Source organism: Caminicella sporogenes DSM 14501 (genome assembly GCF_900142285.1).
GTDB lineage: Bacteria > Bacillota > Clostridia > Peptostreptococcales > Caminicellaceae > Caminicella > Caminicella sporogenes.
Window position 1 is genome coordinate 44,406 of sequence record NZ_FRAJ01000015.1, and the last position, 15,178, is coordinate 59,583.

Annotated in this window: 11 protein-coding genes and 1 riboswitch; all 11 genes read right to left on the reverse strand. The window is 31.4% G+C overall.

Translation table 11 applies throughout. From position 1 onward, the window contains the following. Positions 1 to 59 precede the first annotated feature (59 nt). On the reverse strand, positions 60 to 1,598 hold the full coding sequence (purH, locus tag BUA90_RS09145; RefSeq protein WP_072967875.1) for a bifunctional phosphoribosylaminoimidazolecarboxamide formyltransferase/IMP cyclohydrolase: 1,539 nt from the start codon (positions 1,596 to 1,598) through the stop codon (positions 60 to 62). 56 nt (positions 1,599 to 1,654) lie between these two features. Next, complete coding sequence (purN, locus tag BUA90_RS09150) at positions 1,655 to 2,287, reverse strand: phosphoribosylglycinamide formyltransferase (RefSeq protein WP_094756832.1); 633 nt, start codon at positions 2,285 to 2,287, stop codon at positions 1,655 to 1,657. Next, on the reverse strand, positions 2,275 to 3,318 hold the full coding sequence (gene purM, locus BUA90_RS09155) for a phosphoribosylformylglycinamidine cyclo-ligase (RefSeq protein WP_072967877.1): 1,044 nt from the start codon (positions 3,316 to 3,318) through the stop codon (positions 2,275 to 2,277). The genes purN and purM overlap by 13 nt, the downstream gene beginning before the upstream one ends. Before the next feature lie 45 nt (positions 3,319 to 3,363). Beyond that, the gene (gene purF, locus BUA90_RS09160; protein ID WP_072967880.1) at positions 3,364 to 4,782 is read right to left on the reverse strand and encodes an amidophosphoribosyltransferase; all 1,419 of its coding nucleotides are present in this window, start codon (positions 4,780 to 4,782) and stop codon (positions 3,364 to 3,366) included. A 37-nt stretch (positions 4,783 to 4,819) separates the two neighbouring features. After that, positions 4,820 to 5,521 carry a phosphoribosylaminoimidazolesuccinocarboxamide synthase gene (gene purC, locus BUA90_RS09165; protein ID WP_072967882.1) on the reverse strand — a complete coding sequence of 234 codons (702 nt, stop codon included), beginning with the start codon at positions 5,519 to 5,521 and terminating at the stop codon, positions 4,820 to 4,822. A gap of 90 nt (positions 5,522 to 5,611) precedes the next feature. After that, positions 5,612 to 6,103 carry a 5-(carboxyamino)imidazole ribonucleotide mutase gene (gene purE, locus BUA90_RS09170; protein ID WP_072967884.1) on the reverse strand — a complete coding sequence of 164 codons (492 nt, stop codon included), beginning with the start codon at positions 6,101 to 6,103 and terminating at the stop codon, positions 5,612 to 5,614. A gap of 138 nt (positions 6,104 to 6,241) precedes the next feature. Further along, the gene (locus BUA90_RS09175) at positions 6,242 to 10,012 is read right to left on the reverse strand and encodes a phosphoribosylformylglycinamidine synthase (protein ID WP_072967886.1); all 3,771 of its coding nucleotides are present in this window, start codon (positions 10,010 to 10,012) and stop codon (positions 6,242 to 6,244) included. 88 nt (positions 10,013 to 10,100) lie between these two features. Further along, positions 10,101 to 11,426, reverse strand: a complete 1,326-nt coding sequence (locus BUA90_RS09180; protein WP_094756833.1) for an NCS2 family permease — start codon at positions 11,424 to 11,426, stop codon at positions 10,101 to 10,103. A 296-nt stretch (positions 11,427 to 11,722) separates the two neighbouring features. Next, a riboswitch (purine riboswitch) is annotated at positions 11,723 to 11,824 on the reverse strand. A 111-nt stretch (positions 11,825 to 11,935) separates the two neighbouring features. Next, positions 11,936 to 12,148, reverse strand: coding sequence for a DUF3006 domain-containing protein (locus BUA90_RS09185; RefSeq protein ID WP_072967888.1), 213 nt, complete (start codon positions 12,146 to 12,148; stop codon positions 11,936 to 11,938). Between the two features lie 14 nt (positions 12,149 to 12,162). Then, positions 12,163 to 13,413: a ComEC/Rec2 family competence protein gene (locus BUA90_RS09190; RefSeq protein WP_072967889.1), complete on the reverse strand. Its 1,251-nt coding sequence runs from the start codon at positions 13,411 to 13,413 to the stop codon at positions 12,163 to 12,165. 183 nt (positions 13,414 to 13,596) lie between these two features. Beyond that, positions 13,597 to 15,132, reverse strand: a complete 1,536-nt coding sequence (gene guaA / locus BUA90_RS09195; protein ID WP_072967891.1) for a glutamine-hydrolyzing GMP synthase — start codon at positions 15,130 to 15,132, stop codon at positions 13,597 to 13,599. Between the last annotated feature and the right edge of the window lie 46 nt (positions 15,133 to 15,178).

Genomic DNA, 15,178 nt, shown 5'->3' on the forward strand with positions numbered 1-15,178 from the left:
ACCTCCAAAGTGGCTATATATAACCTATCACACAGTAACCTGCTACCTATAACTCATTCCTAATGTTTAAAATGTCTCATTCCCGTAAATATCATTGCTATTCCATACTTGTCAGCCGCTTCAATTGACTCTCTATCTCTTATAGAACCTCCCGGCTGAATTATAGCAGTAATCCCAGCTTTTGCTGCTGCTTCTACACAGTCACTAAATGGGAAAAATGCATCTGAAGCCATAACGCTTCCTTTAACATCTACAAAAGCTTGTTTTATTGAATTTTCTAAAGCCCATATTCTATTTACTTGTCCCGGTCCTATTCCTACAGTTTGCTTATCTTTAGCCAAAACTATACCATTTGACTTTACATGCTTACAAACTTTCCAAGCAAATATTAAATCTTCCATCTCTTTTTCCGTAGGTACTCTTTCAGTTACAACTTTTAAGTCGTCATAAAGCCTAAAATCAATATCTTGAATTAAAATACCTCCACTTACCTTTTTTATGTCAACTCTATTTTTCATCTGCTTTTTTTCTATGTCTTTAAGTTTTAAAATTCTTATATTCTTTTTTGATTTTAAAATTTCAAGTCCTTCTTCATCAAAATCTGGAGCTATAACTATTTCTATAAATATTTTATTTATTTCTTCTGCTGTCTTTTTATCTATCGCTTTATTTGCTGCTATTATTCCTCCAAATATAGATTTAGGGTCACATTCATATGCTTTCATATAAGCATCATATATATTAATTCCACATCCTACTCCACAAGGATTTGTATGTTTTACTGCAACTACAGTAGGCTCGTCAAATTCTTTTAATAATTCTAATGCACCATTTGCATCATTTATATTATTGAAAGAAAGCTCTTTACCACTAATTTGTTTTGCATTAACTAATGAGCCAGTATTTTTACCTATTTCTCTATAAAAAGCTGCTCTTTGATGGGAATTTTCTCCATATCTTAAATCTTGAACTTTTTCATACGTAATTGTCAATATTTCAGGAAACTTTTCATCATCTAATCTATCTTTCAAATAATTTGAAATAAGTGCATCATAATGAGAAGTATATTCAAATACTTTAAGTGCCAGTCTATACCTAGTTTCATAAGACACTTCTTTTTTTTCTATCAATTCATTTATTACTTTTTCATAATCTATCGGGTCAACTACTACAATTACATCTTTAAAATTCTTAGCTGCAGCCCTAAGCATTGTTGGTCCACCAATATCAATATTTTCTATTGCTTCTTCAAATGATGTATTTTCTTTTAAAATCGTCTCTTTAAATGGATATAGATTAATTACTAATAAATCTATAGGCTCTATATTAAGCTCTTTAAGTTGTTTCATATGATTTTCATTTTCTCTTACAGCTAAAATTCCTCCATGTATAACTGGATGAAGAGTTTTTACTCTACCGTCTAAACACTCAGGAAAACCTGTAATATCAGAAACATTAGTTACTTCTATACCATTTTCCACAAGTTTTCTAGCTGTTCCACCAGTAGAAATTATTTCAACTTCAAGTTCTTTTAACTTTTTAGCAAATTCTACAATACCTGTTTTATTTGAAACACTGATGAGTGCCCTCTTTATCAATAGAACAACCTCCTTAAATCTCGTTATATTACAAACTTTTTATACATATCTATTAATTACATGTAATCTAATATTTTTACTTTTCTTCCTATAACTTCAATTTTGCCTTCACAAAATAATTTAACTGCTAGAGGTAATAGCTGATGCTCTATTTTCAAAACTTTCTTTGAAAGAGTTTCTACCGTATCGTCAAAATCTATCTCTACTGCCCTTTGAAATATAACTGGTCCAGTATCCGTTCCTTCATCAACAAAATGCACAGTTGCACCAGTCAATTTAACTCCATAGTCTAAAACAGCTTTATGAACTTTCTCTCCATAATATCCTTTACCACAAAAACTAGGTATTAAAGATGGATGAATGTTTATTATTCTATTTCTATACATATTTACTATTCTCTCATTAAGTACACTCATATAACCTGCAAGAACTATTAAATCTATCTTCTTTTCATTTAGAATATCAATTAATTTTTTATCTCTATCTTCTCTTTTAGGATAATTCAATTTTCCTATATAAATCCCATCTATTCCATGTCTTTTAGCTCTTTTTAATGCATAAGCACCTTTTTTATTTGAAATTACTACTTCAATCTTTCCCTTTATTTCACCTTTTTCAATGGAATCTATCAAAGCCTGAAGGTTACTTCCATTACCTGACACCAATACAGCTATTTTTATTTCTGACATAAATCCACCCCATGTAATCCCTTTAAAACTCTACCTATCTTATATGCTCTTTCACCCGTACTTTCAATCAGCTTTATAACATCTTCACTATCATTTTCATCTACTATTAAAATAAATCCAATTCCCATATTAAATGTCTTAAACATTTCATCTATGTCTATATCTCCAAGACTTTGAATTAGTTTAAATATAGAAGGTACTTCCCAGCTTCTAAGGCCTATTTTAACTCCAAATCCTTCTGGTATAACTCTAGGAATATTTTCATAAAACCCTCCACCTGTTATATGACACATACCATGAACTTCAAATTTTTCTAATACTTTCTCAACAGGCTTTACGTAAATTTTTGTAGGCCTTAAAAGCACTTCTCCTAATCTTCCATCTAATTCGTCTATATAATCATCTACATTATATTTTAATTTTTCAAAAAAGAGTTTTCTCACTAAAGAATATCCATTGCTGTGAATTCCTGTTGAAGGCAGCCCTATGATTACATCTCCATCTTTTATCTTACTTCCATCAATTATTTTTTCTCTATCAACTACACCTACTGCAAAACCTGCCATATCATATTCACCTTCAGCATAAAAACCGGGCATTTCAGCAGTTTCTCCCCCTATTAAAGCACAACCAGCTTGTATACATCCATCCGAAATACCTTTTACTATATCAGCAACCTTTTCTGCATTAAGCTTTCCGGTAGCCACATAGTCTAAAAAGAATAAAGGCTTTGCTCCTTGACACAATATATCATTTACACACATAGCCACCAAATCTATACCAACTGTATCATGTTTATCCATCATAAATGCAATTTTTAATTTAGTTCCTACCCCATCTGTTCCTGAAACTAATACAGGAGCTTTATATTTATCTGTATCTAAACTAAAAAGTCCTCCAAATCCTCCTAAATCACATAATACATTCTCTGTAAAAGTTTTCTTTACATAACCTTTCATAAGCTGTACAGCTCTTGCACCTTCAGCAATATCAACACCTGATTCACTGTAAGTAAGCTTTTTACTTTTCATAGATTCACCTCATAAGATAATTTTGTATTAATGCATCATATAATCTTATCTCTTTTCAAATAAATATTTATTTCCTGACTCTGGTACTTTCATAGGATAGTTTCCACTAAAACATGCCGTACACAACTTTTCACTAGTCATATTAATAGATTTTAATAATCCTTCAACACTCAAATATCCTAAACTGTCAGCACCGATAGCTTTTCTAATTTCTTCTACTGAATGAGTAGCTCCAATCAACTGTTTTCTAGTCGGAGTATCAATACCAAAATAGCATGAATATTTAACAGGTGGTGAACTTACTCTAACATGTACTTGTTTAGCTCCTGCTCTTCTCAGCATATCTATAATTCTCTTACTTGTAGTTCCCCTTACAATAGAATCATCTATTAAAACTAATCTTTTTCCCTCAACATTTTCTCTAAGTACGCTTAATTTCAATTTAACCATAAGCTCTCTTATCTTTTGATCTGGCTGAATAAAAGTCCTACCTAAATACTTATTTTTTAAAAGTCCTTCTCTAAAAGGAATTTTAGATTCTTCTGCATAACCTATAGCTGCAACTGTTCCAGAATCTGGTACTGACATAACTATATCTGCATCTACAGGATGTTCCCTTGCTAATATTCTGCCTGCCTCTATCCTGCTTTTATAAACGCTTTGTCCATCAAGTACACTATCCGGTCTTGCAAAATAAACAAATTCAAAAGAACAAAGTGCTCTTTTACTAAATTCATCATAGATAACTGACTGTATTCCATTATCATCAATAATTACTATTTCACCGGGTTTTACATCTCTTATATATTCAGCTCCAACAACATGAAGTGCACAGCTTTCGGAAGCTAAAATATATCCATCTCCTAATTTCCCTATGCACAAAGGTCTTAATCCATTCGGGTCTCTTACTCCAATTAATTTACCTTCACATATAATAGCTAAAGCAAATGCTCCTTTAATTTCTTTAGAAGCTCTTATTATTGCTTCTTTATATCCCAATTTGTAATATTTAGCTATTAAATTTGCTATTACTTCACTGTCTATTGATGTTTGAAATATGCAGCCATTATCCTCTAACTTACTTCTTATTTTATCTGCATTAACAAGATTTCCATTGTGAGCAAGTGCTATAGCTCCTCCTTTATAATGCACAACAAGTGGCTGAGCATTAGATATATAACTTTCTCCTGTAGTTGAATATCTCACATGCCCTATGGCTATATCTCCATCAAGTCTTTTTAAAATATTATCATTAAAAACTTCTCTAACTAGCCCCATATCTTTATAATACTGAATTTTTCCATCTTTATAAACTGCTATACCAGCACTTTCCTGTCCTCTATGTTGAAGTGTTACAAGTCCAAAGTAAACAAGTCTTGAAATTTCACTGCATTTTTTTAAATATATACCAAAAACCCCACATTCTTCATTTAACTTGTCATCATTTAAATATCTATCAAACATTAAAATTCCCCTCCGGATGTATATATACTCGTCTTTATTACTGCAATCTGCTTAGCACTTCTTCATATGCTTTTTCAACATCCCCTAAATCTCTCCTAAATCTATCTTTATCTAACTTCCTATTTGTATCTGCATCCCACAATCTGCAAGTATCTGGTGAAATTTCATCTGCTAAAATTACTTCTCCATCATGAATTCCAAACTCCAATTTAAAATCAATCAATTTAATATTTCTTTCTTTGAAAAAATCTATTAAAATTTCATTAATCTTAAATGCATATTCTTTAACTTTCTCAAGCTGCTCATCTGTTGCAAGTTCAATTGCTCTTATATGGTATTCATTTATCATTGGGTCTCCTAAGTCATCATTTTTATAACAAAATTCTAGTACAGGAGTTTTCAAAATAGTTCCTTCTTCAATCCCTAACCTTTTAGATAATGAACCAGCTGCTACATTCCTCATTATAACTTCAAGAGGCAGTATCTTAACGTCTTTAACAAGCATTTCTCTATCGCTAAGTATCTCTACAAAATGTGTAGGTATCCCTTTTTCTTCTAACAATTTAAAAAGCAGTGCAGACATTTTATTGTTTATAATACCTTTTCCTACTATTGTTCCCTTCTTTTCACCGTTAAAAGCTGTAGCATCATCTTTATATTCTATAATATATCTCTTTTCATCATCAGTTTTATATACCTTTTTTGCCTTACCTTCATATAACATTTCAAGCTTTTTCATAAAATCTACCTCCCAAAATTTTAATTTCCAGTTTTAAGTTGACAGATTAGCTCTCAGCTTAATCTTTTTCCTCTAATATCTTTTTAATTTTTAATTCTTAATTTTCAACTGTATTTTTTCATCTTTTTCTTCTACTTCTTTTGCCATCTTTTCTTTATATTCCTTAATCTTTTTCTTAAGCTGTGGATATTTTACCGATAATATTTGAACTGCCAATAGTGCAGCATTTTCTGCTCCATTTATAGCAACTGTTGCCACAGGTACTCCCTTTGGCATTTGAACTATTGACAACAATGAATCAAGTCCATCCATAGTAGAAGATTTAATAGGTAAACCTATTACTGGAAGTATACTCACACCTGCTAATACTCCCGGAAGATGTGCTGCCTTTCCAGCAGCTCCAATAATTACTTCAAAACCATTTTCACAAGCATTTTTAGCAAACTCTATAGCAGTAAATGGTGTTCTATGAGCTGATATAACTCTTGCATGTACTTCTACTCCAAACTCTTTCAATATCTTTATTGACTTTTCTACAACATTAAAATCAGAATCACTGCCCATTACAATAGCTACCTTCATTTTAAAACCTCCTAAGTTAAATTAATTCTAAATAAGATAACAAATTGACTATCAGCTGTTATTAGTTGTCAGCTCTTAGCTCTCAGCTTAATCTTTTTCCTCTAATATCTTTTTAATTTTTAATTCTCAATTCTCAACTTACCCAAAATACCCCACTCCTGCTTCAAATATCTTTTGGTCCTTTTCTCCCGGTATATTAATACAGATATTTTCTCCAATTCTTTCTGAATGTCCCATTTTACCAAGAATTCTTCCATCTGGACTAGTTATGCCTTCAACAGCATTAAATGAACCATTTGGATTAAATTCTCCTCTATAGCTTGGATTACCATCAAAATCTACATATTGAGTTGCTATTTGTCCATTTTCAATTAGTTTTTTCATAACATCTTCATTTGCTACAAATCTTCCTTCCCCATGTGATAAAGCTATTCTGTGAACATCTCCAACTTTTACATTATTAAACCAAGGTGAAAGATTTGATACAACCTTTGTCATAGCCATACATGATATGTGTCGTCCAATTCTATTAAATGTAAGAGTAGGTGAATTTTCATCTATATCTCTTATTTCTCCATATGGCAGCAGTCCTAATTTAATAAGTGCTTGAAAACCATTACATATTCCTATCATCAATCCATCTCTATTTTTAATTAAATTCATAACTGCTTCTTTTACTTTCGGATTTCTAAATACTACAGCAATAAACTTTCCTGAACCATCAGGCTCATCTCCTGCACTAAATCCACCGGGAATAGCTATAATTTGAGCATTATTTATTTTTTTAACCATTTCATCAATAGAATTTTCTATATCTATAGAAGATAAATTTCTAAAAACAAACTGCTCTACTTTGCCTCCTGCTCTTTCAAAAGCTCTAGCCATATCATATTCACAATTTGTTCCCGGAAAAACAGGTATAAATATTCTCGGTTTTGCTATCTTTACACAAGAAACGATTTTATTTCCTCTATCATAAAAAATCTTTTCCGGTACTCCTTCCACATCTTTTTTTATTGGAAAAATATTATCAAGAGGTTCTTGCCATGCTTTTATTGCTTTATCAAGATTGATACATATATTATTAATCTCTATAACTTGCTCCCTTTGAGTATTTCCTAAAACTTTATACTCTACATCTTTTAAAAGCTCTTTTACATCTTCACGCTCATCTATTTCTACTATTAAAGAGCCATAATCTGCTTTAAATAATTCGTCTATACTCATACTATTCCAAAACTTCATTCCTATTTTATTCCCAAAGCACATTTTACTTATACTAGCTGCTATTCCTCCATTTCTTATAGTTTGTGCAGCTAAAATTTTACCTTTATTTATTAATTCATATATTTTTGTATAATTTTTATCTAAAATTTCAAAATCAGGAAGATATTTTTCATCTTTTTTAAGAGGGATTAAAACTACTTTGCTGTTTACTTTTTTAAATTCTGGAGATATTATATTTCCAGCATCTGCAATATTTACTGCAAAAGATACTAATGTCGGAGGTACATGAATATCTTTAAATGTTCCAGACATACTGTCCTTCCCGCCAATTGCAGGAATGTTCAGCTTTTTTTGGATATAAAATGCTCCAAGTAAAGCACTAAAAGGCTTACCCCATTTTGTCTTATCTTTTCCCAATTTTTCAAAATATTCCTGAAGACTTAATCTAATCTTTCTATAATCCCCACCTATAGCCACAACTTTAGCTATAGATTCAAGTACTGCATAGAGTGCTCCATGAAACGGACTCCACTTTCCTATTTTAGGATTGTATCCATATGTCATTATGCTTACAGTATTCGTTTCACCCTTCAATACAGGTATTTTAAATACCATTCCTTCAGCTGGAGTTAAAGAATATTCTCCACCAAACGGCATAAGAACTGTACCTGCACCTATACTGCTGTCAAATCTTTCTACTAATCCCTTTTGGCATGCTGTATTCAAATCCTTCAAATTTTCAAGCCAAGCCTTTTCAATATCCTTATTTTTAAACTTTTCTATTTCTCTATCAAAATAATTTTCTTCTTTCTCTGGATGAACAACTTTTACCTTTGTCTTTTGCTTTACTCCATTTGTATTTAAAAATTTTCTGCTTATATTTAATATTTTTTTACCACGCCACTTCATTACAAGTCTTCCAGTATCAGTTACCTCTGCTACAACTGTTGCTTCAAGATTTTCCTTAGCTGCAATTTTTTTAAATTTATCTACATCTTCTCTAGCTATTACTACTGCCATTCTTTCTTGAGATTCAGATATAGCTAAATCCGTACCATCTAACCCTTCGTACTTTTTAGGAATACTATCTAAATCTATTTCAAGACTATCTGCAAGTTCTCCAATAGCTACAGAAACTCCACCTGCTCCAAAATCGTTGCACTTTTTAATCAATCTCGAAATATCTGGATTTCTAAATAATCTCTGAATTTTCCTCTCTGTAGGAGGATTCCCTTTTTGCACCTCTGCTCCACATGTAAATATAGATTCTTCTGTATGAGCTTTAGATGAACCTGTAGCTCCACCACATCCATCTCTTCCAGTTCTTCCACCTACGAGTAATACTACATCTCCTTTTGAAGGTCTTTTTCTAACTACATTTTGTTTAACTGCAGCTCCTATAACTGCCCCTATTTCCATTCTTTTTGCAATAAATCCTTCATCATATACTTCAGCAACTTGTCCAGTTGCCAGTCCTATCTGATTGCCATAAGAACTGTATCCATGAGCTGCCTCTGTAGTTATCTTTCTTTGAGGTAATTTCCCCGGCAGTGTATCTTCAATTGGCATTCTAGGGTCCCCACTACCCGTTACTCTCATAGCACCGTATACATAAGCTCTACCTGAAAGTGGGTCCCTTATTGCTCCACCTAAACATGTAGCAGCTCCACCAAAGGGCTCTATCTCAGTAGGATGATTATGAGTTTCATTTTTGAACATCACTAACCATTTTTCATTTTTTCCATTTACATCAACATCTACTTCTATACTGCAGGCATTTACTTCATCAGATACATCTAAATCATCAAGTTTTCCCCTTTTTCTAAGCTCCTTCATTGCAATGACTGCTATATCCATAAGACATATATCCTTTTCATTATCTTCATAGACGTATTTTCTAGATTTTAAATACTCTTCATAAGCATCTTGTATTACTTCTCCGTATATACCTTTTTCTATCTCTACATCTTCTATTTCAGTCAAAAATGTAGTATGCCTACAGTGGTCAGACCAATAAGTATCTATTACCTTTAACTCTGTAATAGTAGGATTTCTCTTTTCTTCATCTCTAAAATAATCTCTGCAAAACTTTAAATCTTCAATACTCATAGCAAATCCATATTCTTCTCTAAATTTAATAAGCTTTTCTATATCTTTATCTATAAATCCATCAAGTATTTCAACATCAGATGGCAACTCAACTTCCATATCAAGTGTAGAAGGTTTTTCTAAAGAAGCTTCTCTTGAATCCACAGGATTTATACTATACCTCTTTATTTTTTCATAATCTTTTTCACTTATATTTCCCTCAAGTATAAGAATTTTAGCTACTCTAACAAAAGGTTTATCTTTTTGAGTAAGTATTTGAATACATTCGGCAGCTGCATCTGCCCTTTGGTCATATTGCCCCGGTAAATATTCTATGGCTAAAATTCTTTCATTTTCTTTTATATAAATTTCTTCATCATAAACATTATCTACATTTGGTTCTGAAAGAATCGTCTTCTTTGCCAATTCATATTCTTCATCACTAATTCCCACTATATCATAGCGATTCATTACTCTAACCTTTGTTAGATTTTTAATTCCTAAATTTTCTCTAAAATCCCTGCACAGATGTTCTCCTTCAATATTAAAACCTTCTTTTTTTTCAACATAAACTCTCCTAACTTTCATGCTCATGGTTTCTACCACCTCTATATTTTTATAATCACCAATAATTTTAGCAAAAAACCCCAATATAGTATTTAAACTATATTAGGGCTTCATATTATATTACATGTTTTATTAAGAATAATACTGCTATAATATACATCATAGGATGTACTTCTTTGTATTTTCCTGATAAAGTTTTTAAAAGTACATAAGAAATAATACCAAATACAATACCTTCTGCAATGCTGTATGTTAAAGGCATTAATATTATTGTCAAAAAAGCTGGAATAGCTTCTGTAAAATCATCAAATTTTATTTTTAATATTGGACTCATCATGAATAATCCAACTAATATTAATACTGGAGCTGTCGCCTGTGCAGGTACTGAAGTTAAAATTGGAGCAAATACCATTGATATTAAAAACAATACTCCTGTAGTAAATGCTGTAAGACCTGTCCTTCCACCTTCTGCAACTCCTGAAGCACTTTCAACATATGTTGTAACTGTACTTGTTCCCATCATAGCTCCTGCAGTAGTACCTATTGCATCTGCAAGCAATGCCTGTTTAGCATTTGGAACTCTACCTTCTTCATCTAATAAATCAGCTTTAGCTGATACTCCAACTAAAGTTCCTATTGTATCAAATAAATCAACAAATAAGAAAGTAAATACAACTACTAACATATCTAAAGTAAATATTTTACTAAAATCAAATTTCATAGCAACTGGTGCTATTGATGGTGGTACACTAACTACTCCACTAGGCAAATTAGTAATTCCTAAAATCATACCTAAAGCAGTAGTTCCCAACATACCTATTAGCAATGCACCTTTTACATTCTTTACCAATAAATAACCTGTTAAAATTATTCCAGCAATAGCCAATAATACACCCGGACTCTTAACATTTCCCAAAGCTACTAAAGTAGCTGGATTATCAACTATAATGCCTGAATTTTGAAATCCTATAAAAGCTATAAATAATCCTATACCAACACTTACTGCATTTTTGATAACCATAGGCATACCATTTATTATTGCTTCACGAACATTAAATAAAGTTAAAAGGATAAATATTATGCCTTCAATCAATATAGCTGTTAATGCAAACTGCCAACTATAACCCATACCTATAACTACTGAAAATGCAAAAAAAGCATTGAGTCCCATTCCCGGTGCAAGTGCAAACGGTAAATTAGCAAGAAAAGCCATTAGCATAGTTGCTAGTGCTGCTGATAAAGCCGTAGCTGTAAACACTCCTCCCTTGTCCATTCCCGTAGCACTTAAAATATCTGGGTTTACAATGAGAATATATGCCATTGTCATAAAAGTAGTTATACCTGCTACTATTTCAGTCTTTACATCAGTTTTATGTGCAGATAATTTGAATATTTTTTCAAAAATTGAATTGTTTTTAATTTTCTTGGTTGATATATCCATTTTTTATCCTCCTTTAAATTTAAAACTAAAAATAATTAATGAGCTCGTTAATAAATTTATTATTTTTAATAAATTGAATAAATAATGCTCACAGACAAATCTTTAATAGTCTTATTTTATCTAAAGTCTGAATAATTAGTTTTTTAATCAAAAATACAAAAGCCCGAACGAGAAAGTTTTCAACTATGAAGTGAAACCTCCCCGTCCGGGCTTTTCTCCCCACGGTGTAACATTACAAATCATGTAACATCCGCACCACTCGGACCTGCCATTAAAATAAAAATTTTAATCGGAACCCTAGGTGCGCTTTCACTCATAGTCAGACAATTTACGGTTGTCTGGTAGAAACTTCTGGACCATATTACCAGAATTATATGAGTTCATTATTCTCTTTTCAATTAAATAATATCAAAGTAAACTATATTAGTCAATATTATTTCCGAATTTTATTTTATGTTTTTTATTTTTTGTATATATTATTCCGAACATTATAGCTTTTATTTTTAAAATCACTCCCAAATATCATCTGTCAATGCTTCTATTTCTTTTTTCCTTTTTTCAGTTTCTTCTTTATCTATGATAATCCTATCATTTTCAATTATTAAAACATCGCCCTCTTTGGCTTCTTTAGGAATTTTATATTTTTCAATATTTATAATTTCTCTATTTTCTCTTTCACAAACGGCATAATCACCTTCAAATCTGTCTATCAATACCTTCAATAAAATCCCTCCTCCTATTTTGGAGTAAAAGAGGTACTTGTCTTATATTCTTTTCCTTTGTAATTTACTACTACATCAACTATAACTTTAAATCCTTTGGCCGCTCTACCAATTTTCATTGGTATTACTGCTCTGCCACTGCTATCTATAACTGATGTATATTTTGTATTTTTTGACTTATAATAAGCAATAGCACTTACTTTTCCTTTACTTGGACCATTAACTATAAGATTTATAGTAGAACCTTGCTCTGGATTTGGATTATCTATATTTGCTGAAACACTTATACTATTTGAAACTGTATATTTTTTTGTATTCTTAAAATTATTTTTATGCAGCTTTTCTTTTGATTGTGCAGGATATGAATAACTTCCAGACTTGACATTAAACTTGATATCTTTACCATCTGATATACTTACAATAGTCCCACATTCATCTGTTCTATAAACTGGTATTCCCATCTTTTTAAGTTTTTCCATTGTTTCTCTATGAGGATGTCCATAATCATTTCCTTTACCACACATAATTACTGCAAATTTAGGTTTTACTCTATTTAAAAATTCATCTGTCGTTGAAGAATGACTTCCATGATGTCCTAACTTTAATACATCAGCAGATAAATCTAATCCTCTTTTTATCATTTCCCTTTCTGAAATATCTTCTGCATCGCCTGTAAATAAATATGATGTATCTTTATAAGTTACTTTAATAACTATTGAATAGTTGTTAAGGTCTTCATATTTTTTTGAATTTGGAGCTAAAATAATCCCCTCTGCATCTCCTAATTTAAATTTTTCTCCAACAACAGGAGGTGTAATTTTTAATCCCTTATTTTTTACAGCTAATACAACATCTTTAAATGTCTTCGTATTATGGATTATTTTAGGCATATATACTTTTCCAATATCAAAATTATTTATTACTACATCTAGTCCTCCTATATGGTCCTCATGGGGATGAGTCCCTACTACATAATCAAGTCTTTTTACGCCTTGTCTTCTTAAATAATTTACAACTAAATCTCCATCATCATTGTTTCCAGCATCAATTAACATACAAACATCTTTATTTCTTATAAAAATACTATCTGCCTGTCCAACATCAATAAAATGAACTTCTAAATCGCCACTCTCTGAAACTATTTCACTTTTGCCATTATCTGACTGTATAGACTGATTGTCTACAACTTTAGAACAAGAAATCAAAAAAAATACCATTGATAATAGTAGCACTAAACTAAAAACACTATTTAATCTTTTCTTCATCTAATTCCATCACTCCTTGTATATATTTTTACTTTCGATTAATTATACAATAACAGTATTATATCAGTCTATACTTTACATAGTTCCAATCATTTAACATGATTTTTAAATTTACAATCGATGATTATTTTAAGACCTTGCTTTTTTAAAAAGCAAGGTCTTTATTGACATCTATCTTTAATTTTATTCCCACTCGATAGTTGAAGGTGGCTTACTAGTTATATCGTATACTATTCTATTTACTCCATCTACCTCATTTACTATTCTATTTGATATTTTTTCAAGTATTTCGTAAGGTATTCTAGCCCAATCTGAAGTCATTCCATCTGTACTTGTAACTGCTCTTATACCTACTGTATGAGAATAAGTTCTTTCATCTCCCATCACGCCAACACTTTTTATGTTAGGCAATACTGTAAAGTACTGCCATATATCTCTATCGAGTCCAGCTTTTTTAATCTCTTCTCTAAGAATATAATCTGATTCTCTTACTATTTTTAGCTTTTCTTCTGTTACCTCTCCAAGCACTCTAATAGCAAGTCCCGGACCCGGAAATGGCTGTCTCCAAACCACTTCTTTAGGCATTCCAAGTTCTTCTCCAACTTTTCTAACTTCATCTTTAAATAGCTGTCTTAAAGGTTCGATTAATTCAAATTCCACATTTTCTGGAAGTCCACCTACATTATGATGGCTCTTAATCACTGCTGCTTCATCAGTACCACTTTCAATAACGTCTGGATAAATTGTACCTTGTAAAAGAAAATCTATTTTACCAAGTTTTTTAGCTTCCTCTTCAAATACTCTTATAAATTCTTCTCCTATTATTTTTCTCTTTCTTTCAGGGTCAGTTACACCTTTTAATTTTCCTAAAAATCTTTCTTTCGCATTTACTCTAATAAGATTCATGTTGAATTTTTCCTTGAAGAAACTTTCTACTTGGTCGCCTTCATTTTTTCTTAAAAGTCCATGATCTACAAAAATACAAATAAGATTATTTCCTATAGCTTTATGAACTAATACTGCAGCTACAGATGAATCTACTCCACCAGATAGTGCACATAAAACTTTCCTATCTCCAACTTTTTCTTTTATTTCTTCAACAGTTTTTTGTACAAAATTGTGCATAGTCCAACTGCCAGTACAGCCACATATCTCATAAAGGAAATTTTTAATAAACTGTCTTCCAAATGGAGTATGTTCAACTTCCGGATGGAACTGTACTGCATAGAGCTTTTTATCTGGATTTTCCATAGCTGCAACTGGACAGCTTTCAGTTGCTGCAGTAACTTCAAAACCATCAGGTGCCTCTTCAATATAATCAGTATGACTCATCCAACAAATTGATTTATCATCTATGTCTTTAAAAATATCTTTTCCTTTAGCTATATTTAACTCTACCTTACCATATTCTCTTGTATCTGCTCTATTAACTTTTCCTCCAAATAGATGAGCCATAAGCTGTCCACCATAGCAAATACCTAAAACAGGAATCTTCATTTCAAATATTTCTTCAGAGATAGTAGGTGCATTTTCTGTATAAACACTTGCTGGACCACCAGTTAAAATTATACCTATTGGATTTTTTTCCTTTATTTTTTCTAAAGCCTTTTTATATGAAACTACTTCACAGTATACATTAGATTCTCTAACTCTTCTTGCAATCAACTGATTATACTGTCCACCAAAATCTATAATTAACACCAATTCCTTATTTTCCATCTTTACCTCCCATAGATAAATATTCTTTAGTTCCAAGTTTTTTGCT

What these genes read in the sequence shown, in the direction of transcription:
- BUA90_RS09190 (WP_072967889.1), bottom strand. Translation starts at nt 13,413, where the DNA reads ATGAAGAAAAGATTAAATAGTGTTTTTAGTTTAGTGCTACTATTATCA.
- BUA90_RS09180 (WP_094756833.1), bottom strand. Translation starts at nt 11,426, where the DNA reads ATGGATATATCAACCAAGAAAATTAAAAACAATTCAATTTTTGAAAAA.
- guaA (WP_072967891.1), bottom strand. Translation starts at nt 15,132, where the DNA reads ATGGAAAATAAGGAATTGGTGTTAATTATAGATTTTGGTGGACAGTAT.
- purN (WP_094756832.1), bottom strand. Translation starts at nt 2,287, where the DNA reads ATGTCAGAAATAAAAATAGCTGTATTGGTGTCAGGTAATGGAAGTAAC.
- purF (WP_072967880.1), bottom strand. Translation starts at nt 4,782, where the DNA reads ATGTTTGATAGATATTTAAATGATGACAAGTTAAATGAAGAATGTGGG.
- purE (WP_072967884.1), bottom strand. Translation starts at nt 6,103, where the DNA reads ATGAAGGTAGCTATTGTAATGGGCAGTGATTCTGATTTTAATGTTGTA.
- purC (WP_072967882.1), bottom strand. Translation starts at nt 5,521, where the DNA reads ATGAAAAAGCTTGAAATGTTATATGAAGGTAAGGCAAAAAAGGTATAT.
- BUA90_RS09175 (WP_072967886.1), bottom strand. Translation starts at nt 10,012, where the DNA reads ATGAGCATGAAAGTTAGGAGAGTTTATGTTGAAAAAAAAGAAGGTTTT.
- purM (WP_072967877.1), bottom strand. Translation starts at nt 3,318, where the DNA reads ATGAAAAGTAAAAAGCTTACTTACAGTGAATCAGGTGTTGATATTGCT.